Annotated in this window: 15 protein-coding genes; 12 read left to right on the top strand and 3 right to left on the bottom strand. The window is 66.5% G+C overall.

What is annotated here, in order from left to right:
• Positions 1-2: 2 nt before the first annotated feature.
• Together PCA10_RS24820 and PCA10_RS24815 are read right to left on the bottom strand one after the other, a co-directional pair.
• Positions 3-2,234, bottom strand: a complete 2,232-nt coding sequence (locus PCA10_RS24820) for an Ig-like domain-containing protein (protein WP_016494840.1) — start codon at positions 2,232-2,234, stop codon at positions 3-5.
• A 39-nt stretch (positions 2,235-2,273) separates the two neighbouring features.
• Positions 2,274-3,632 carry a hypothetical protein gene (locus PCA10_RS24815; protein ID WP_016494839.1) on the bottom strand — a complete coding sequence of 453 codons (1,359 nt, stop codon included), beginning with the start codon at positions 3,630-3,632 and terminating at the stop codon, positions 2,274-2,276.
• Between the two features lie 387 nt (positions 3,633-4,019).
• Here PCA10_RS24815 and PCA10_RS24810 point away from each other — a divergent pair, with 387 nt between their 5' ends.
• The 7 genes from PCA10_RS24810 to PCA10_RS24785 all read left to right on the top strand — a co-directional run bounded on the left by PCA10_RS24810 (position 4,020) and on the right by PCA10_RS24785 (position 13,119).
• Positions 4,020-5,474, top strand: a complete 1,455-nt coding sequence (locus PCA10_RS24810) for a sensor histidine kinase (protein WP_016494838.1) — start codon at positions 4,020-4,022, stop codon at positions 5,472-5,474.
• The gene (locus PCA10_RS24805; protein WP_016494837.1) at positions 5,474-6,889 is read left to right on the top strand and encodes a sigma-54-dependent transcriptional regulator; all 1,416 of its coding nucleotides are present in this window, start codon (positions 5,474-5,476) and stop codon (positions 6,887-6,889) included. The genes PCA10_RS24810 and PCA10_RS24805 overlap by 1 nt, the downstream gene beginning before the upstream one ends.
• A gap of 301 nt (positions 6,890-7,190) precedes the next feature.
• Complete coding sequence (locus PCA10_RS24800; protein ID WP_016494836.1) at positions 7,191-7,394, top strand: DUF3203 family protein; 204 nt, start codon at positions 7,191-7,193, stop codon at positions 7,392-7,394.
• Positions 7,395-7,507: 113 nt separating this feature from the next.
• Complete coding sequence (locus PCA10_RS30675) at positions 7,508-7,657, top strand: hypothetical protein (protein WP_016494835.1); 150 nt, start codon at positions 7,508-7,510, stop codon at positions 7,655-7,657.
• Positions 7,658-7,915: 258 nt separating this feature from the next.
• Positions 7,916-9,232, top strand: a complete 1,317-nt coding sequence (locus PCA10_RS31360; protein WP_016494834.1) for a methyl-accepting chemotaxis protein — start codon at positions 7,916-7,918, stop codon at positions 9,230-9,232.
• Between the two features lie 406 nt (positions 9,233-9,638).
• Positions 9,639-11,210, top strand: coding sequence for an inorganic phosphate transporter (locus PCA10_RS24790; RefSeq protein WP_051148093.1), 1,572 nt, complete (start codon positions 9,639-9,641; stop codon positions 11,208-11,210).
• 115 nt (positions 11,211-11,325) lie between these two features.
• On the top strand, positions 11,326-13,119 hold the full coding sequence (locus PCA10_RS24785) for an ABC transporter ATP-binding protein/permease (RefSeq protein ID WP_041770439.1): 1,794 nt from the start codon (positions 11,326-11,328) through the stop codon (positions 13,117-13,119).
• A gap of 124 nt (positions 13,120-13,243) precedes the next feature.
• On the opposite strand, the gene csiR is transcribed toward PCA10_RS24785, so the two are convergent.
• Positions 13,244-13,924: a DNA-binding transcriptional regulator CsiR gene (gene csiR / locus PCA10_RS24780; RefSeq protein WP_016494831.1), complete on the bottom strand. Its 681-nt coding sequence runs from the start codon at positions 13,922-13,924 to the stop codon at positions 13,244-13,246.
• A gap of 183 nt (positions 13,925-14,107) precedes the next feature.
• On the opposite strand from csiR, the gene glaH reads away from it, so the two are divergent.
• The 5 genes from glaH to PCA10_RS24755 all read left to right on the top strand — a co-directional run bounded on the left by glaH (position 14,108) and on the right by PCA10_RS24755 (position 20,926).
• Positions 14,108-15,085: a glutarate dioxygenase GlaH gene (gene glaH / locus PCA10_RS24775; RefSeq protein ID WP_016494830.1), complete on the top strand. Its 978-nt coding sequence runs from the start codon at positions 14,108-14,110 to the stop codon at positions 15,083-15,085.
• 133 nt (positions 15,086-15,218) lie between these two features.
• Positions 15,219-16,469, top strand: a complete 1,251-nt coding sequence (lhgO, locus tag PCA10_RS24770) for an L-2-hydroxyglutarate oxidase (protein ID WP_041770976.1) — start codon at positions 15,219-15,221, stop codon at positions 16,467-16,469.
• Between the two features lie 38 nt (positions 16,470-16,507).
• Positions 16,508-17,956, top strand: a complete 1,449-nt coding sequence (gene gabD, locus PCA10_RS24765) for an NADP-dependent succinate-semialdehyde dehydrogenase (protein ID WP_016494828.1) — start codon at positions 16,508-16,510, stop codon at positions 17,954-17,956.
• Positions 17,957-18,039: 83 nt separating this feature from the next.
• Positions 18,040-19,317 (top strand): 4-aminobutyrate--2-oxoglutarate transaminase, encoded by a 1,278-nt coding sequence (gabT, locus tag PCA10_RS24760; protein WP_016494827.1) that lies wholly within the window; start codon positions 18,040-18,042, stop codon positions 19,315-19,317.
• Between the two features lie 403 nt (positions 19,318-19,720).
• On the top strand, positions 19,721-20,926 hold the full coding sequence (locus tag PCA10_RS24755; RefSeq protein ID WP_016494826.1) for an MFS transporter: 1,206 nt from the start codon (positions 19,721-19,723) through the stop codon (positions 20,924-20,926).
• Positions 20,927-20,984 lie beyond the last annotated feature (58 nt).

Below are 20,984 nucleotides of genomic sequence, written 5' to 3'. Positions count from 1 at the left end.
TCCTAGCGGGGAGCCAGGGTCACGGTGCGAACCGTGCCGTGGGACGTGGTGATGGTTGCCGTCGGGGTTGCCGTCGGTACCGCGCCAGTGGTGGTCACCGAGACCCTCCAGCGACCGCTTGCCGGGACCGCCACGTTGCCCAGGTCGAGCAGGCCGGTGGTGGTGGTCACTTGCACCCGGACGCTGTTGCCGGTGGTGATCGAGCTCACACCGTCCAGGGCCCAGGTCACGCGGTTGTTGGAGCGCAAGGTGAACTCGGCCGTCGCCACCGTGAAGTTCTCGGCCGCTGCCGGCGGCGGGTTCACCTGCACCGACACCGTGACCGGGGCGGAGAGGGCGCCGAAGGCGTCGCGGACCTGATAGGTGAAGGTGGCGGTGAAGGCGGCAGTGACGTTGGCCGGCGGCACGTAGGTGATGCTGGTGCCATCGGTGCTGGCGGTACCCCGGCCAGTGGCCGGCGGGGTGAGGTTGACCACGGTGAGCGGTGCGTTGTTCTCCGGGTCGCTGTCGTTGGCCAGTACGTTGAGGATCAGCGGCACACCCAGGGTGGTACCGGTATCGGGCAAGCCCACCGGCGGCTGGTTGGGGCTGACGGTGACGGTGACGGTGGCCGGCGCCGAGACTTCACCGCGCTTGTCCATGGCGCGATAGGTGAAGGTGGCGGTCAGCGGGGTGTTGACCACCGCCGGCGGGGTGTAGACCACGCTGGTGGTGCCGTTCAGGGCCACCGTGCCGAGGCCTGTGCCCGGCTGCCCCAGTGCGGTGATGGCCAGCGGGGTGTCGCCTTCGTCCGCATCGCTGTCGTTGGCCAGCACGTTGATGGTCACCGGCACGCCGAAGCTGGTGCTGGCGCTGTCGTTCTGCGCCACCGGCGGCTGGTTGGGGACTTCCGCCGGGGCACTGCCGACTATCAGCACAGGCTCGGTATCGCTACCACCGGCAGCGGATTTCACCGTGACCACCGCTGGCGGCTGGGCCAGGTTGGTCACCCGCAGGCTCTGCAGGGTACCGGCCTTGGTCAGGCGACCGAAGCCCTGGGCGGCCAGGTCGGGAACCTGCACCTCGTCGCTGGAGCTGGCCTCGATGGTCAGCGAGTGATCCGCCCAGGAGTAACGGGCGGTGCCGATCTTGACCACGTCGGTGACCTCCTTGGAAACCGAGGTGGGCTTGGTGAGGCCGGACGGGTCGGTGGCGGTGACCACCACGAAGGGCGGCAGCGCGGCCGGGGCCGGGTTGTGGGCGAAGAAGTAGCCGGCGCCGTCGTTGACCATCTCCGCCAGGCAGGCCGGCTGGGTACCACCGGTCACCAGTTCCAGGGTTTCCCGGTAGCAGAAGTCGGCGCTTTCCGGACCGTTGGCGAAGACCTCCAGGCGGGTGCCCAGGTTGGTGCGGCGGTAGCTCGCCCGCTCGATATCCACCGGGGTGGCGGCGCGGGAGTCGAACACCTTGCCGGACACCGAGAACAGCTCGGTGCGGATGGTGCCGGCCGGGCCGGAAATCTCCACGAAGTTGTTGCCGTTGGGGCTGCCGGTGACCGTCGAGAGGACGTTGGGGTCGCCGATGAAGGTCTCCACCTCGTTGGTTTCCGGGTTGGTCGCCGTGAAGGGAGCGCCGGTGGCGCGCAGGAAGGGCCCGAGGTCGCCGGTGAGGGCGCCGGAGAAGACGCCCGGCGCGCCGATGCCGATGTCGCGAGTCATGTTGATGGCGCGACGGCCACCGCGATCGGCCGCCTGGGCCGGGGTCACGGTGAAGGTTTCCGTGCCATAGGGGTGGGTCACGGTGTAGGTGCCGGCCACCGGGATGTTGGCGCGGATACGGATGCGCGCGAAGCTCTGCTGGTCGCCGACCCTGGGCACTTCCAGGGCGAAGGCGGCCTCGATGGCGGCGGTGTAGACCTCCAGCTCGTAGCCGGCGGCGTTGGCCGGAATGTTGGCTTCGGCCATGTACCAGAACAGCTCGCTGGGCCAGTTGTTGGGGAAGACCATGGGCTGCAGGTCATCGTACAGCCCCGGTTCCGGAAGCAGGATGCACATGTAGCCGCCGGCCGGGCTGGGGGCCTTGGACTGGCAGAGTTCCAGGGACAGGTCGTCGGTGTCCTGGTACCACTGGGGGAAATGTCCGGTGGCGGCGGTATAGGGGCCGCTGTGGACATCCTTGAGATCGGCCTGGGCCAGTTCGAAACCACCGACTGTGAGACCCAGAGTTGTGAGGAACAGGCGGGACCACGTGTTCATGTTGCCTCCTGGCGCGAGAGCGCTCGGTTCCGGGTTCGCTTAGGGAAGGAGCACGACTTCTTCGGTATCGCTGCCGCCGCTGGCCGAGGTGACGGTGACCTTGGCGGGCGGGGTGGGGCTGATGCCGGTAACGAGCGTCTTGGTGGCGCCGTCGCCACCCAGGGTGCCGATGGCGGCGCCGCTGCTGGCGGTGGCGGTGAGGGCCGGCGGCTCCGTCTCGTCGCTGCTGCTGGCCACCAGGGTGAGCTGGCCGGAGTTGAGGCTGTACTCGGCGCGCTGGATGCTCACCACGTCCACCAGCGGGGCGCTCAGGGTGGTCGGGGTGCTGTTGGGGATGGCCACGCTGTTGTCGGCGCTGACTTCCACCGTGGCCGGCGGCGTGGCGTTGGCGCTGGATTGGCCGTACCAGTTACCGGTGGCGTTGGCCTCGGTCATGGGCACGGTGGCGGCGGCGCTGTCCAGGTACTGGGCGGTGGCCGGAGGCGGCGGCGCCATGGCGAAGACGTCCTGCTGGGTGCTCAACCCGGCCTCGCCGCTGCTGCGCGAATAGGTGGCGCGCTGGACGATCACCGGAGTCGGCCGGACCACCTCGGAGAGCTTGCCGGAGATGGCGAACAGGTTGGTGCGCAGGTCGATGCCGCCGGGGCCCTGGATGCGCACGTAGTTGGTGTCGAAGGGGCTGCCGGTGACCGGCTCGTCGAGGTTCGGGTCACCGATGAAGCGATCGAGCTGGCCGGTGGCCGGGTTCACTTCGGCATAGGGGCCGTTGACGCTGCGCAGGAACGGGCCGATGTCGCCGCCCAGGGCGCCGTTGTAGGTCTTCGGCGCGCCGATGCCGATGTCGCGGGTCATGTTGATGGCGCGTCCGCCGTCGGCACCGAATTCGGCGGCGGTGACGTCGAACACCTCCACGCCATAGGGGTGGGTGACGGTGTAGGTACCGATGGTGGGGACATCCACCCGGATGCGGATGCGGGCGAAGCTGATCTGGTCACCCTCGGCCGGCTCTTCCACCGCGAACGCCGCCTCGATGGCCGCCCCGAAGGTCAGGTCGATACCGCTGGCGGCGTCGGCGATGGCGGCGTCGGCGGTGAACCAGAAGGCTTCCGGCGGGAAGTTGGTGGGGAATACCAGCGGTTCGGCATCGTCGAAGACGCCGGGCTCCGGCAGCAGCGAGCACATGTAGCTGGGAGCGCCCGGGGCACCGGCTACCCGCGAGCTGACGTTCTTCGACAGGCAGAGGTCGAGGGTGCGTCCGTGGGTGTCCTGGTACCACGCGGCGAAGGAGCCGATGGCGGGATCGTAGGGGCCTGGGTCGACTTCGAACAGAGCGGCGGAGGCCTGGCCTGCCGTGACGGCGAAGAGAAGCGTGGTGGCCTTAGAGAGTTTGCGTTGCATGATTTTTCCCTCTGGCAATGTGGGCGCCTCCCTGCGGAATGGTCTGCACAGGCTGGCTGACCGGCCCTCCGCAACGAGCGTGCCAGTGTTTCGAAATCACCCCGCAAAGCCCCGCCGCACAAGGCTCGACCCACTGGCTAACGAACATTGCCCAGCCACCGCGAAGGTGGGTGAGTCTCCCCATATCTGGGTGAATTTGGGGGTGGTGGGGGACTGGGGAAAAACCCTGGGGAAAATGGGGCAGGTCGCGTGGGACGGGGCTTTCAGGCAGTGAGGGGGAAACGGGCCTGGTTTATGCAACGGTTCGATCGAGCATGCACCATCGTCCATGGCTGCCCGGTTGGCATAACCGGGCGAACCCATCACGCAACGCATAGGAAGGTTTCCATGAGCGCTCTGTCGGTGATCTGGGATAGGTACACGACCGGCAAGACCGGTGATTCTCCACCGCCGCAGTTCAACCTGCTGCGCTGGTTCTCGCTGGTCAGCCTGGTGGTGATCGCCAGCGTGGCAATCGGCCTGGGGATCATCTCCACGCGCTTCGTGGTGACCGAGAGCATCGAGCGCGACGCCATGCTCAGCTCGCAGTTCATCCAGTCCATCGCCTCGGCCGAGATCCGCCATGTGGCGCTGCCGACGAGCATGACCATGGGCGAGCTGCTGGACGCCCGCCAGGACGGCCACCACCCGCAGCACATGCTGGAAGCCCGGCAGCGGGCGCGCAACGAGTTCCTCGACCACATCGCCATGCTCCCCGATGCCCTGCTGGCCAATATCTATGGCGCCGACCGGGTGATCGTCTGGTCCACCAACCCGGCGCTGGTGGGCAAGGACATGAGCGGCCACGACGACCTGGAGCAGGCCTTCTCCTCGCCCATGCAGGTCGCCGCCAGCTACGACGAAGTCACCGACCGCAGCGAGCAGAAGTTCCTCCGCGCGCCGCGCACCCTGTTCATCGAGAATTACATCCCGCTGCTGGATGACCAGGGCAACGTCGCCTCGGTGGTGGAGATCTACAAGGAGCCACGGGACCTGGTGCAACGCATCCAGCGCGGCTTCGTGCTGATCTGGATGGCCACCGCCATCGGCGGCGGGCTGATCTACCTCGGCCTGTACTGGATAGTGCGGCGCGCCTCGGGCCTGCTGGCCAGGCAGCAGAGCCAGCTGATCGCCAACGAGACCTTCGTCGCCCTCGGCGAGATGTCCTCGGCCGTGGCCCACAGCCTGCGCAACCCGCTGGCGTCGATCCGCTCCAGCGCGGAACTCGCCCAGGAGATGGTGGAACCGCCGGTGCGCAAGAACATCGACGACATCATCAGCCAGGTGGACCGCATGTCGAAGTGGGTGCGCGAGCTGCTGATCTCGGCGCGGCCGCTGTCCGGCGATGTCGAGGCGGTGGAGCCGCTGGCGGTGATCAACGAGGCGCTGCACGGCTTCGACCAGCAGATTCGCCACTCCGGCGTGCGCGTGGAGTTCCACGCCGAGGCGGCGCCGGCGGTGGTCAGCCACCGGGTGCTGCTCGCCCAGGTGCTCAACAGCCTGTTCGCCAATGCCATCGAGGCCATGCCCAACGGCGGCCTGCTACGCATCGAGGTCGCGCCCGACAGCAGCGGCAAGCGCCTGCTGCTGGCCATCACCGACACCGGCCAGGGCATGACGCGCAAGCAGGAAACCATGGCCTTCAAGCCCTACTACACCACCAAGCAGGGTGGTCTGGGGGTAGGCCTGGTGATGGTCAAACGCATCATGGAGCGCTTCGGCGGCAAGGTCAGCCTGACCAGCCGCGAGCGTGAAGGTACCCGCATCTGCCTGAGCTTCAAGGTGGCGGGGGGGAGGGGGTGATGGAGCACAGCGTATTGATTGTCGAAGACGACGAAATGCTGGCGGGGAACATCCAGACCTACCTCGAGCGCAAGAATTTCGAGACGCTGGTCTGCCACTCGGCGGAAGAGGCCCTGGAGCTGCTGCAGGACCAGGTGCCCGATGTCCTGCTGACCGACAACTCCCTGCCGGGCATGAGCGGCCACGAGCTGATCCGCGAGGTGAGCAACCGCGCGCCGCAGATCAAGCCGATCATGATGACCGGCTACGGCAACATCGAGGACGCGGTACAGGCGATGAAGGCCGGCGCCTTCCATTACCTGACCAAGCCGGTGGCCCTGGCCGAACTCAAGCTGCTGCTGGACAAGGCCCTGGAAGCCCAGCGCCTGGAGCACAAGCTGGACTTCTACCACAGCCGCGCGGCCCAGGACGCCGGGCTGGAGGCGCTGATCGGCGACTCCGCGGCCATGCTCGAAGTCAAATCCATGGTGCGCCAGTTGCTGGACGCCGAGAGCCGCATGACCGACGCCGAGCTGCCGGCCGTGCTGGTGGAAGGTGAGACCGGCACCGGCAAGGAACTCATCGCCCGCGCCCTGCATTTCGATGGCACGCGCAGCAAGGGCCCCTTCGTCGAGTTCAACTGCGCGTCGATTCCCGCCCACCTGCTGGAGGCGGAACTCTTCGGCCACGAGAAGGGCGCCTTCACCGATGCCAAGGACCGTCGCCTGGGGCTGGTGGAAGCGGCCGACGGCGGCACCCTGTTCCTCGACGAAGTGGGCGAGATGGACCTGGTGCTCCAGGCCAAGCTGCTCAAGCTGCTGGAGGACCGCACCATCCGCCGCATCGGTTCGGTGAAGGAGCGCAAGGTCAACCTGCGGATCATCAGCGCCACCAACTGCAACCTCGAACTGATGGTCCAGCAGGGCAAGTTCCGCCGCGACCTGTTCTTCCGCCTGCGGATCATCTCCATCCGCGTGCCGCGCCTCTACGCGCGGGGCGACGACGTCCTGCTGCTGGCCCGGCACTTCCTCAAGCAACACGGCAAACGCTACGGCAAGAGCGGCCTGCAGTTTTCCACCGAGGCGGAAAACCTGCTGCAGAGCTACAGCTGGCCGGGCAACGTGCGCGAGCTGCGCAACATGCTCGAGCAGACCGTGCTGCTGGCCCAGGGCCAACTGGTGACCGCGGCGCAGCTGCACATCTGCCCGAGCCTGGTGGAGGAGTCCAGCGGCCACTACCGCACCAACGGCAATGGCAACGGCAATGGCCATGGCCATGGCGGCGAGCCGGAAGCCGAGCGGGACATGGTCATCCGCATGCTCGACAAGACCGACTGGAATGTCACCAAGTCCGCCCGCCTGCTGGGCCTGACGCGGGACATGTTGCGCTACCGAATCGAGAAACTGGGCCTGGTACGGCCGGATCGTCGTCACTGATCCACGACCAGACCCCGGCGCCCACCGGCGCCAGTGTTCCCTAGCACTCCCTCTCGCCAGTACGGGAGGAGGAGATCCTTGTGGCCGGGCTGCGATCCTGCTCGCATCGCTGCATCGTCCACCGGGGCTGGTGCCCTCACACCAACCCCGCTTTCTTATTCCAGGCGCCAGCTCCGCGAGGGGCTGGCGCCTTTTCACTTTCCCGTCCGGCGTGCCGCCTGAACGTTGCGGGCTGGCTGCGCTCCTATTCTTGTAGGGGGCCTTGCAGGGGCATCCATCCGCCAAACCGAGGAGTTCTCCCATGGCCGTACAGATCGACTTCGACCGCGACATGTGTGTGCTCGACCTCAAGGGCAAGGTGGTCGAGCTGCCCATCCACCAGGTGGTGATCAGCACCGATCCGGCGCTGCACGGCCCGGTCATCCGCTGTGTGGACGGCAATGCGCCGATCAGCGAGGGCCAGGCGCAGATGCTGATAAGCGCCGGTGCCCAGGACAATCGCTAGGGCTGACCGATGGCCCGCTGAAAGGTTGAACGTCGCCGTGCCTTCGCCAATCCAATGTTCACAGGCCCTGTACACCGCAGAGGTGCAGCATGAGCAGTGAGCGAAGAGGCGGCATGACCGAAACCCAGCGCCAGCAGGCATTTCCGCGCTGGCTGATCGACCCTGATTGCGTGGACCTTGAGCTGGAGCGCGATCCGGACGACCCGCTGTTCGACCCCACCCTGGATGACGCCGAAACTTTCCGGCATACCCATCGGGGTTGAGGGCTGAACGAGACGCCTTTTTAGTTGTGGCGTCCTCTCGATATCTAGTGGCAGAATGAAATCAAGCGACATGGACGTCACCCACCTTCTTCAGGCCTGCCTTCCTGGCAGGCGCGCGCAACACCCTTTCCTGGCCTGAGCCCTCACCGACAGCCCCTGGTTTCCGGTGGTCGCCGGCTGCTGCGCGGTGCCTAAAGAAGCGCAGGTTCCAGCCGATGCAGGAAGTACCGCCCCGCCTTCTCATTCCCGAGCCCCGATATGTTCAATTCCCGTCTGAAACAGGAACTGCTCAGCCTGCGCGAAGAGCTGTCGTCCATCCAGCAGGTCCGCGCCAGCCTGGATGAGGAAATGCTTGCCCTCTACCTCGATGGGTGTGGCCGCATCGTGTCGGCCAACAGCCTCTTCGAGCAGGAGATGCTCTACCGCGCCGACCAGGTGATCGGCCGTTCGTTGCTGGAGCTGATCCCCGAGCATGTACGTGGCCTGGAGTTCCATTTGCGGGTGAAGGTCGCGCTGGAACGCGGCGAGCACCTGGCCGGGGTGGTGCGCCTGTTGCGCGGCGATGGCGAGGAGGCCTGGCTGCGCTGCATCCTCCAGCCGATCCGCAACGGCGCGGGGGTGTTGCAGGGCTTCTCGATCTACGCCAGCAACCTGACCCGCACCATCGAGACATCCCGCGAGCACGAGAACCTGATCAACGCCCTGCAGCGCTCCACCGCGGTGATCGAGTTCAACCTCGAAGGCGAGGTGCTCACCGCCAACCAGCGTTTCCTCGATGCCATGGGCTACAGCCTGGAGCAGGTTCGCGGCAAGCATCACCGGCAATTCTGCGAGCCGGCGGAGTACAACTCCCCGCAGTACCACGCGTTCTGGGACAAGCTGCGCCGTGGCGAATTCGTCGCCGACCGCTTCAAGCGCGTGGACCGGCATGGGCGCACGGTATGGCTGGAGGCCTCCTACAACCCGATCATCGACGCCCACGACCGCCTCTACAAAGTGGTCAAGTTCGCCACCGTGATCACCGACCAGGTCAACCGCGAAGCGGCGGTGGCCGAGGCCGCCAGCATGGCCCTCGACACCTCCAAGGGAACCGACGCCAGCGCCCAGCGCGGTGCCGGCGTGGTGCAGCAGACGGTGGACGTGATGCGCGAGCTGGCCATCCGCATGCAGGAAGCGGTGCAGGGCATCGAGGCGCTGGACCAGCAGTCCCAGGTGATCGGCGCCATCGTCAAGAGCATCAGCGGCATCGCCGACCAGACCAACCTGCTGGCCCTCAACGCGGCCATCGAAGCGGCCCGTGCCGGGGAGCAGGGGAGGGGCTTTGCGGTGGTGGCGGACGAAGTGCGCCAGCTGGCGTCGCGCACCAGCGCCGCGACCCTGGAGATCACCAAGGTGGTGGAGCAGAACCAGCAACTGGCCGAGCGCGCCGTGGCCATGATCGACCGTGGCCGGCAACAGGCCGAGCTGGGCCTTGAGCTGTCCGGCCAGGCCGGCACCGCCATCGTCGAGATCCAGGACGGCGCGCAACGGGTGGTCAGCGCCATCGGGCAGTTCTCCAGCCACCTCTCGCGCTGATCGGCGGCCTGCTCAAGTGGTGGGCGGTAGGGCCTGATCCGGTTCGCCGGCATACAGCGGGGCCTGCCGGCCACTGCGCGCGCGGCCCCGGATTCCTCGTCGGTCAGGCGGGTCTCGATCAGTTCGACGGGAATCCCGCCGTCAATGATGGCCGCCACCCGATAGCCCTGCCCGCGATGGCCCGGTCCAGGTCCGAGACCTTGAAGGCCGGGTGGGTGCCGTCGCTCAAGGTGCCACGCGGTGAACTAGGCTATGGGCCAGTGCCGGGAAGTCGCTTGCGCCCCTGGGCCTCGACCTTGTCCTTCCCCTGTCCAGAAACGGCAATCGCCCCCAGCCAGGGAATGCTTCGGACGTGCTAGACCGCTATCTCATCCTGGAATCCCTGCGCGCCGCGCGTTTGTCGCGCATGCCGGTAAACCCGGTGTTGCGCGAGCGAGCAAGCCCGCTCGGGCACCTGCTGTTCTTCCTGCTGCTGGGCGCGGGCCTGGCCTACACCTTCGGCAGTCTAGCCCTGGAGGTTTTTGCCCAGGGTGGCGAGCTGCCGCTCAACGGTGCCTTGCTGGTGCTGGCATTGGCACTGCTCACCGCCCTGGGTTTCGAGTTCATCAATGGCTTCCACGACACGGCCAACGCCGTGGCCACGGTGATCTACACCAACGCCCTGCCGCCGCAGACGGCGGTGGTCTGGTCGGGGTGCTGGAACCTGATGGGCGTGCTGTTTTCCAGCGGAGCGGTGGCGTTCGGCATCGTCACCCTGCTGCCCCTGGATCTGCTGCTGAAGGTCGACAGCGACGCCGGCCTGGCCATGATCGGCGCGCTGTTGGGGGCATCCATCCTGTGGAACCTCGGGACCTGGTGGCTGGGCCTGCCGGTGTCTTCCTCGCACACCCTGATCGGCTCCATCGTCGGCGTCGGCCTGGCCCATGGCGCGCTGAGCGGCGAGCTGGGGTTGAGCGGCAGCGCATGGAGCCAGTTGGTCAAGGTCGGTTATGCGATGTTGCTGTCACCACTGGTGGGCTTCCTCGGCGCCGCGCTGCTCCTGTTGAGCCTGCGTGCCCTGGTGCGCCAGCGCGCCTTGTTCAGTGCCCCCGAGGGACGGACGCCACCGCCCTTGGGCATTCGCGCGCTGCTGATCCTGACCTGCACCGGCGTGTCCTTTGCCCACGGTTCCAACGACGGGCAGAAGGGCATCGGCCTGATCATGCTGGTACTCGCGGCGCTGCTGCCCCTGAGCTTCGCCATCGATCGCGGGCTTACACAGGCCGAGGTGCAGACGCTGGGCGAGCTGGCGCGGCAGGCTGAAGTGCAGGTGCGCCGCCAGGGCCCCGGCGATGCACCAACGGACCCGCGCCAGGTGCTCGCCGACTACCAGCGCGAGCAGCGCCTGACGCCCGAGGTGCTGCCCGCCCTGGCCACCCAGCTGCACGACATTGGCGAGCGCCTGGGCGGACACCGCGACCTCGCCAGCCTGTCCGGCGAGCAGGCGCTGGCGCTGCGGGCGGAGCTGTACCTGACGGTGGAAACGATTCGCCAGCTCAACCTCAGCAAAGGGATCTTCGACATCGAGTCCTGGAGCACCCTGCAGGCCCTGCGCGAGAGCAGCCTGGACGCCATCCAGTTCATCCCGACCTGGGTCAAGGTGGCGGTGGCCATGGCCCTCGGCCTGGGGACCCTGGTGGGCTGGCGGCGAATAGTCACCACGGTGGGCGAAGGCATAGGGCGAAAGCCCATGACCTACGCCCAGGGCGCCAGCGCGCAGCTGACCGCGATGCTGACCATCGGCGCTGCGGATTACTTCGGTCTGCCGGTATCGACCACCCAGGTGCTCTCCTCGGGTGTGGCCGGCACCATGACCGCCAATGGCAGCGGCCTGCAGTGGCAGACCATCCGCAACATGCTGCTGGCCTGGGTGCTGACCCTGCCGGCGTCCCTCGCCCTCGCGGCAACGCTGTACTGGACGTTGCGGGTGCTGATCTGAGGGCGGCGGGGCTGGGGCGGCGAGTTCCCTCGACTCGGGATGCTACTATCGGTCGCCGCTGTCGAGTGCCTTCGGCAGAGCAATTCCTTCCTCCAGAAAAGCACGGGTAAGCACCATGGCAATGGATTGGAACCAGGCCTTGCAGGAAAGCCTGAGTTGGCTCGCAGTCGCATCCCTGATCACCATTGCCGGGTTCGCCGCGGCGGGAGCGCTGGCAGTGCGCTTCACGCATTGGGGCGGCCAGTTCTGGCAGATCGCCGGCCCCTACCTCCGCCCGAAACACAGCTGGCGGCCGCTGCTGGTGTTCACCCTGCTGCTGGTGCTGACCTTGTTCTCGGTGCGCATGAACGTGCTGTTCTCGTTCTGGTACAACGGTTTCTACAGCGCCCTGCAGGGGCTGGACCAGCCGGCCTTCTGGTACCTGCTCGGGGTGTTCGCGATCCTCGCCACCATCCATGTGCTGCGCGCGCTGTTCACCTACTACGTGACCCAGGCCTTCAGCATCCACTGGCGGGTATGGCTCAACGACCGGATGACCGCCGACTGGATGAGGGGCGACGCCTACTACCGTGGCCAGTTCCTCGCCGAGCCGGTGGACAACCCGGACCAGCGTATCGAACTGGATGTGAACAACTTCGTCACCGGCTCGGTGAGCCTGGCCCTGGGCGCTGTCAGCGCACTGGTGTCGCTGGTGGCCTTTACCGCCATCCTCTGGGGCCTGTCGGCGCCCCTGGAAGTCGGCGGCGTGGAGATACCACGGGCGATGGTCTTCGCCGTGTACATCTACGTGATAGTCGCCACCTGGATCGCCTTCCGCCTCGGTCGCCCGCTGATCCGGCTGAACTTCTTCAACGAGAAACTCACGGCGAACTTCCGTTACGCCCTGATGCGCTTGCGGGAGAACGCCGAGAACGTGGCCTTCTACCAGGGCACCGGGATCGAACGGCAAACGCTGCTGGGACGCTTCGCGGCATTGATCGGCAACGTCTGGGCGCTGGTGTACCGGAGCCTGAAGTTCGACGGTTTCAACCTCGCCATCAGCCAGGTGGCGGTGGTCTTCCCCTTCATCCTGCAGGCCCCGCGCTTCTTCAGCGGCGCCATCAAGCTGGGCGACGTGATGCAGACCTCCCAGGCCTTCGGCCAGGTGCAGGACTCGCTGTCGTTCTTCCGCAGCTCCTACGATGCCTTCGCCCAGTACCGCGCGACCCTCGACCGTCTCACCGGCTTCCTCGATGCCAACCAGCAGGCCCGTACCTTGCCCCGCGTCACCACCCAGGAGCAGGCCGGGGTGCTGGAGATCGACGGCATGCAGGTGCTGCGTCCCGACGGGTTCCGCCTGCTGGCCGACCTGAACCTCCGCCTCGCGCCCGGGCAGGCGCTGCTGATCAAGGGGCCGTCGGGCAGCGGCAAGACCACCCTGCTGCGCGCCCTGGCCGGACTCTGGCCCTACGCGGAAGGGGAGGTACGGCGCCCCGGCGGCAACCAGGCACTGTTCCTTTCCCAGCGGCCGTACCTGCCGTTGGGGGACCTGCGCACGGCCATCGCCTATCCGGCCTCCAGCGCCGCGGAAGACGAGGACCGCCTCAAGCAGGTGCTGCGCCAGGTGAACCTCGCCCACCTGACCGAGCAGCTCGACCTCAGCCAGGACTGGACGCGCATTCTCTCGGTCGGCGAGCAACAGCGCCTGGCCTTCGCCCGGGTGCTGTTCAACCGTCCGCAGATCGTGTTCCTCGACGAATCCACCTCGGCCATGGACGAAGGCCTGGAGCACGCCCTCTACTCGCTGCTGCGCGAAGAAATGCGCGACACCATGCTGGTGAGCATCGGCCACCGCAGCACACTGGCGAACTTCCACACCCACCGGCTGGAAGTGGATGGCCGGGGTTCCTGGTCGCTGTTCGAGGCGTGAAGGGCTGAGTCGCGAGAGGCACGTTGGCCGCCGCCTGGCGGCCTGCATGGGGCCATCGGAACTCGGCTTCGGCGCCTTGTAGCTCCCGACCCGCTTTCCACCTGCATGGGGCGGGTCAGCTGTCTTAGCTGGTGCGCATGATCTCGGCGATGATCGGCACCGGGGTCATCAGGTGGGTGCGCATCATCTGGCTGGCGCGGGCGGCGTCGCGGGCGAGGATGGCTTCCACCAGCGCCGAGTGCTCCTGGCGCTTGAGTTCCAGGGCCTCTTCGGAGAACACCGTCTGGGTCAGCCAGAGATGGCGATAGCGCTCGGCCTGGTCGAACAGGTAGCTGCGCGCCTGCAACAGGTGCTTGGAGCCGCAGCCTGAGGCGATGGCGGTGTGGAAGGCCTTGTGGCGCTGGTCCCAGACGTCCAGGCGCTGCTCGCGGGTCTTCACTTCCATGACCTTGGCCAGGGTGTGGGACTGGGCCAGTACCGAGGCTTCCCAGGCATCGTCGCCGCGCTCGATGGCCAGCCCGACGATCATCGCCTCGAGGTTGGCGCGGGCGTCGTAGATGTCCTTCATCTCGTCCACGGACATGGGCGCCACCCGGTAGCCCTTCTGGCTGATGGCGACCACCAGTTTCTCCGCCACCAGTTGCGACAGGGCCTCGCGCAGCGGGCCCACGCCCAGGTCGTAGCGTTCCTTCAGGGTGCTCATCAGCAGCTTTTCACCGGGCTTGAACACGCCACGGATGATGTCCTGCTTGAGCCACTCATACCCGCTGAATGCCGAGTTCTGACGAGGGGCGAGTGCTTCCAAGGTCCTGTTCCTCAAAACGTTTTGCGGATCATACCGAAACGTCTTTTCCATGAAAAACAGTGGACAAACGTGTGTTTTGTTCTTGTTATTTAAAAATGTAGACATTTTATGTTTATGGCGATATTTTTGCCTTGCCCGCCAGATTCGGGCGCTGCCCACCACCCCCTTTGCCAGGAAACCGCCATGAACGCCTTTACGAAGATCGAGGACCTTGTGCTGCCGATGCCGCTGGAGACCCGGGGCTTCACCGTCACACCCTCCCAGCAGTCGCCGCGCCTGCTGGAGCTGACCTTCGCCATTGATACGGTGGAGGCCTTCGTCAAGGCGGTGGGTGAGTGGCCGGTGCAGGCGCTGGAGTACAAGTCCTTCCTGCGCTTCCGCCTGGGCCAGATCCTCGACGAGCTGTGCGAAGGCACCCTGCGTCCGGTGCTGCTGAACACCATCCTGTCCCGTGCCACCGGCGGCATGCTGATCAAGCCCGTGGGCCTGGATGACGTGAGCCAGGCCGAGGACATGGTGAAGTTCACCACCGCCTGCGCCCACCTGATCGGCCGTTCCAACTACGACGCCATGAGCGGCCAGTTCTACGCCCGCTTCGTGGTGGTCAACACCGACAACTCCGACAGCTACCTGCGTCAGCCGCACCGTGTGATGGAGTTGCACAACGACGGCACCTTCGTGAACCAGATCACCGACTACGTGCTGATGCTGAAGATCGACGAGAAGAACATGGAAGGCGGCAACTCGCTGATCCTGCACCTGGACGACTGGGAGCAGTGCGAGGAGTTCTTCCGCCACCCGCTGGCCCGCCGCGAGATGCGCTGGACCGCGCCGCCGAGCAAGAAGGTCAGCGAGGACGTGTTCCACCCGGTGTTCGACACCGACGCCGTGGGCCGCCCGACCATGCGCTACATCGACCAGTTCGTGCAGCCGGAGAACTTCGAGGAAGGCATCTGGCTGAACGCCCTGTCCGAATCCCTGGAAGGCAGCGAGAAGAAGCTCTCGGTACCGGTGCCGGTGGGCAGCTTCCTGCTGATCAACAACCTGTACTGGCTCCACGGCCGCGACCGCTTCATCCCCCACGAGGGCCTGCGCCGCGAGCTGATGCGCCAACGTGGCTTCATCAGCTACGAGAAGCCGCGGTACGAGCGCGGTCAATAATCAATGAAGTACGGCGAAGGGCTGCCACGGGCGGCCCTTTGCCGTGCCCGGAACACCTGTTCGACCGTAGGTTGGCGCTGAGCGCAGCGAAGCCCAAACCCTATCCGCTGCGCGAAGGCGCGAGGTAATGGCTGTGTACGATTTCATCATCATCGGCGGCGGTATCGTGGGCATGTCCACGGCCATGCAGCTGACCCAGGTCTACCCGGACGCGAAGATTCTCCTGCTGGAGAAGGAATCCGGCCCGGCCCGGCACCAGACCGGCCACAACAGCGGCGTGATCCATGCCGGCGTCTACTACACCCCCGGCAGCCTCAAGGCGCGCTTCTGCCTGGAAGGCAACAAGGCCACCAAGGCCTTCTGCGACAAGCACGGCATCCGCTACGACGAGTGCGGCAAGCTGCTGGTGGCCACCAACGAGCTGGAAATGCAGCGCATGAAGGCGCTCTGGGAGCGCACCGAGGCCAACGGCCTGGAGCGCTACTGGCTGTCCGCCGGCGAGCTGCGCGAGCGCGAGCCGAACATCGTCGGCATCGGCGGCATCTTCGTGCCCTCCAGCGGTATCGTCAGCTACGCGGAAGTCACCGCCGCCATGGGCCGCGAGTTCCAGGCCGCCGGCGGCGAGATCCGCTACAACGCCGAAGTCTCCGGCCTGGACGAGCGCGCCGACGAGGTGGTAGTACGCACCCGCAGCGACGAGTTCCGCGGCCGCTTCCTCATCACCTGCTCGGGCCTGATGGCCGACCGCGTGGTGCGCATGCTCGGCATCGAGCCGAACTTCATCATCTGCCCGTTCCGTGGCGAGTACTACCTGCTGCCCAAGCAGCACAACCAGATCGTCAACCACCTGATCTACCCGATCCCCGACCCGTCCATGCCGTTCCTCGGCGTGCACCTGACGCGGATGATCGACGGCACCGTCACCGTCGGCCCCAACGCCGTGCTGGCGATGAAGCGCGAGGGCTACCGCAAGTCCGATATCTCGGTCTCCGACCTGTTCGAGACGCTGACCACCCCCGGCATCCTCAAGGTGCTGGCAAAGAACCTGCGCCCGGGCCTGATCGAGATGAAGAACTCGCTGTTCAAGGGCGGCTACCTCAAGGAAGTGCAGAAGTACTGCCCGAGCATCACCAAGGCCGACCTCACCGAGTACCCGGCCGGTGTGCGCGCCCAGGCGGTGTCCCGCGACGGCAAGCTCATCGACGACTTCCTCTTCGTCAACACCCCGCGCAGCGTGAACGTGTGCAACGCACCGTCGCCCGCCGCCACCTCCGCGATCCCCATCGGCGCCTACATCGTCGGCAAGGTCCGCGAACAGGTCGCCGCCTCCGGCTCCAGCCTCGGCGCCAAGGCTATCGATAACAAACAGCGGGCCGCCGGCTGAGCCGTCGTCACCGCCGACCACTCCTGAGGATGACAAGCGTGCAACTGAAAGACTCCAGCCTGTTCCGCCAGCAGGCCTATATCGATGGTGCCTGGGTCGACGCCGACAGCGGCCTGACCCTCAAGGTGAACAACCCCGCCACCGGCGAGCTGATCGGCAGCGTGCCGAAGATGGGCGCCGTGGAAACCCGCCGCGCCATCGAGGCCGCCGAGCGCGCCCTGCCGGCCTGGCGTGCGCTGACCGCCAAGGACCGCGCCAACCGCCTGCGCCGTTGGTTCGAGCTGATGATGCAGAACCAGGAAGACCTGGCCCGCCTGATGACCCTGGAGCAGGGCAAGCCCCTGGTGGAATCCCGTGGCGAGATCGCCTACGCCGCCTCCTTCCTGGAGTGGTTCGGCGAAGAGGCCAAGCGCGTCTACGGTGACATGATCCCCGGCCACCAGGCGGACAAGCGCCTGATGGTGATCAAGCAGCCCATCGGCGTCACCGCCGCCATCACCCCGTGGAACTTCCCCTCGGCGATGATCACCCGCAAGGCCGGCCCGGCGCTCGCCGCCGGCTGCACCATGGTGCTCAAGCCCGCGTCGCAGACACCGTACTCCGCCCTGGCCCTGGCCGAGCTGGCCGAGCGCGCCGGCATCCCGAAAGGCGTGCTCAGCGTGGTCACCGGCAGCGCCGGCGAGGTGGGCGGCGAGCTGACCAGCAACCCCATCGTGCGCAAGCTGACCTTCACCGGCTCCACCGAGATCGGCCGCCAGCTGATGGCCGAGTGCGCCAAGGACATCAAGAAGGTTTCCCTGGAGCTGGGCGGCAATGCGCCCTTCATCGTCTTCGATGACGCCGACCTCGACGCCGCCGTGGAAGGCGCCCTGGTGTCCAAGTACCGCAACAACGGCCAGACCTGCGTCTGCGCCAACCGCCTGTATGTGCAGGACGGCGTGTACGACGCCTTCGTCGACAAGCTCAAGGCCGCCGTGGCCAAGCTCAACATCGGCAACGGCCTGGACGACGGCATCACCACCGGCCCGCTGATCGACGCCAAGGCCGTGGCCAAGGTCCAGGAGCACATCGAGGACGCCGTCTCCAAGGGCGCCCGTGTGGTGTCCGGCGGCAAGCCCCACGCCCTGGGCGGCACCTTCTTCGAGCCGACAATCCTGGTCGACGTGCCGAAAGAGGCCGCCGTGGCCAAGGAAGAGACCTTCGGCCCCCTGGCGCCGCTGTTCCGCTTCAGGGACGAGGACGAAGTCATCGCCTTCTCCAACGACACCGAGTACGGCCTGGCCGCCTACTTCTACGCCCGCGACATGGGCCGCGTGTTCCGCGTGGCCGAGGCCCTGGAGTACGGCATCGTCGGCATCAACACCGGGATCATCTCCAACGAGGTGGCGCCCTTCGGTGGCGTGAAGGCCTCGGGCCTGGGGCGCGAAGGCTCCAAGTACGGCATCGACGACTACCTGGAAATCAAATACCTCTGCATCGGCGTGTAACCACGGCGGATCAACAACCCTTCCCACACGGGCGGCCGCTGCGGCGGCTTCCCGCGTGGGCGACTGCACTACGGGAGCCCCAGATGAACACCAACCAGAGCCTGCAACAACGCCGCATGGCCGCCATTCCCCGTGGCGTCGGCCAGATCCACCAGATCTATGCCGAGCGCGCCGAGAACGCCACCGTGTGGGACGTGGAAGGCCGCGAGTACCTGGACTTCGCCGGCGGCATCGCCGTGCTCAACACCGGCCACCTGCACCCCAAGGTGATGGCTGCCGTGCAGGAGCAGCTGGCCAAGCTGACCCACACCTGCTTCCACGTGTTCGGCTACGAGCCCTACGTGGCCCTGGCCGAGAAGCTCAACCAGCTGGTACCGGGCAGCTTCGAGAAGAAGACCCTGCTGGTCACCACCGGCGCCGAAGCCGTCGAGAACGCCATCAAGATCGCCCGCGCCGCCACCGGCCGTAACGGCGTGATCGCCTTCACCGGCGCCTACCACGGTCGCACCCAGTACACCCTGAGCCTCACCGGCAAGGTGGTGCCGTACTCCGCCGGCATGGGCCTGATGCCGGGCGGCGTGTTACGCGCCCAGTACCCGAACGAAATCCATGGCGTGTCCACCGATGAGGCCATCGCCAGCATCGAGCGCATCTTCAAGAACGACGCCGCCCCTAGCGACATCGCCGCGATCATCCTCGAGCCGGTGCAGGGCGAGGGCGGCTTCAACGTCGCGCCGAAGGACTTCATGGCCCGCCTGCGCGCCCTGTGCGACCAGCACGGCATCCTGCTGATCGCCGACGAGGTGCAGACCGGCGCCGGCCGCACCGGCACCTTCTTCGCCATGGAGCAACTGGGCGTGGCCGCCGACCTCACCACCTTCGCCAAGTCCATCGCCGGCGGCTTCCCCCTGGCGGGTGTCGCCGGCCGCGCCGACGTCATGGACGCTGTGGCCCCGGGTGGCCTGGGCGGCACCTATGCCGGCAGCCCCGTCTCCTGCGCAGCCGCCCTGGCGGTGATCGAGGCCTTCGAGAGCGAGAAGCTGCTGGACCGCGCCAAGAGCGTGGGTGAAATCCTCACCGTCGGCCTGCGCCGCATCGGCGAGCGCCACAACAGCCTGGTGGATGTGCGCAACCTCGGCGCCATGGTCGCCGTGGAGCTGTTCGAGGGTGGCGATGTGAACAAGCCGGCCGCCGAACTCACCGGCAAGGTGGTGGCCAAGGCACGCGAGAAGGGCCTGATCCTGCTGTCCTGCGGCACCTACTACAACGTGCTGCGCATCCTGGTGCCGCTGACCGTCAGCGATGCCGACCTGGAACGTGGCCTGGCCATCATCGGCGAGTGCTTCGACGAGCTCGCCTGAGCTTCGCCCGGTCGTTTCAGGAGTTACTGATTTAGAGCGTCACCCTGGTCCCTGCTCACCCGCACCCACCCGGCCCACCGTCCCGGGTGGGGCGCGGGATTTTTGGTCCAGTGCCGCTGCGTGCGGATACCGGCGAGGTCCCTGGGGGTGTTACCTAAGGGAGCGGCGTGGGTAGGAATGTCCTGTTGTGGTGCGTGGTGGTCGGAGGTGTAAACCGGGGAGGCCCCGCCAGATCAATCATCTAAAAACTAATGTTTAATGGCATGGCCTGTGCTTGCACTGGAGACGATGCCCGGCTGCGTCCGAACATCGGTAATTGGAAGGCTTATTTGTGCGTCGCGGATTTCGCGCCGAAGCCTTCCAGACCGCCAAGACTCTCGTCCTTTAGAACCGGATTCGAACAATGAAAAATATGCGTCAACTGCTCCCAGACAGCTGGGGTCTCGTGTTCTCGGCCTTCGCTTCAGCCTATGGCGTGGGCCTGCTTGCCCTGCTCGCCCTGCCGTTCCTGGTCAGCGCGATCATGAAGGACCTCCAGCTGGACGCGGCGCAGGCCGGATTCCTGATGTCGGCGGAATTCATCTTCACCATGTTGGCGTCGCTGCTGGTTGCGCCCGCGATGGGACGGGCACCGCGTCGCACGCTCGCGCTCTGTGGCGCCGTGGTGGTGATCGGGGCCAACCTGGTTTCGGCGTCGCTGCATGATGTCTATGCGCTCGCGGTCGTTCGCTGCATCGCCGGCATAGGCGCCGGGCTTTGCCTGTCGTGCGGCAATGCGTCGGTAGCCAGTGCGAAGAACCCCGACCAGGCCGCCGGGCACATGAACATCCTGTTCGTGGGGCTGATGGCCATCGTGATGATCGCGTTCGCCGAGGCCATGGCCGCCCACGGGCTGGCCGGGCTGTACTACGCAATCGCCGCGACCAACGTGGTGATGCTGGTGTTCATCTGCTTCATGCCGCAACGGGCCATCGCCTGTGAGCAAATGCCGCATTTCCAGCACGGCGCGAACCGACCGAACCTGTTCTCCGCAGCATCCATCTGCATGATGCTCGCGATGTTCTGCTTCTCGATGCGCGACACCATGGGCTGGGCGTTCGTCGAGCAGGTCGGGGTCAGTGTCGGCTACACCAGCGAAGAGCTGGGCCGGCTGTTTTCCCTGCAGTCCTTCATCGGGTTGCTGGGCCCCCTGGCCGCTGCCATCGTCGGCAAACGCTTCGGCATGCGGCCGCCGGTGATCATCGGCATCCTGGCGACCGGCGCGGTCAGCCTGGGCTATGTCCTGGGTGAGCACTCCCGGCCGATGTACACCCTGTCGGTGATGATGATCTCGACCACCTACTTCTATGCCCTCGCTTACCTGACCGCGCTCGCGGCCTCCCTCGATCGCGAGGGACGGATCGCGGCGGCATCCGGCTCGTTCCTGACCCTGGGCATTGCCGTCGGGCCGGCCCTGACGGGGCTCCTGGCGGAGCAGGGCGGGTTCCTGCTGGTGGGCTGGGGGCTTGCGGCGATGGTCCTGCTCACGTTGCTGGCCGTGATGGTTCCGCTTGCGGCGATTCGCCGTGAAGAGGTTTCGGCTGGCGGCAGGGTCGCGACCGCCGCCTAGTCATCTCCTCCATGGCTCGTCGCCCGGGTACAGCGGCGAGCCATGATCCGCACCCGAG

Origin of the sequence: Pseudomonas resinovorans NBRC 106553, assembly GCF_000412695.1 — a bacterium.
In the GTDB taxonomy this organism is placed as follows: Bacteria; Pseudomonadota; Gammaproteobacteria; order Pseudomonadales; family Pseudomonadaceae; genus Metapseudomonas; species Metapseudomonas resinovorans_A.
The sequence above is the reverse complement of the archived record's forward strand: the minus strand, read 5'-3'. Positions and strand labels throughout refer to the sequence as shown.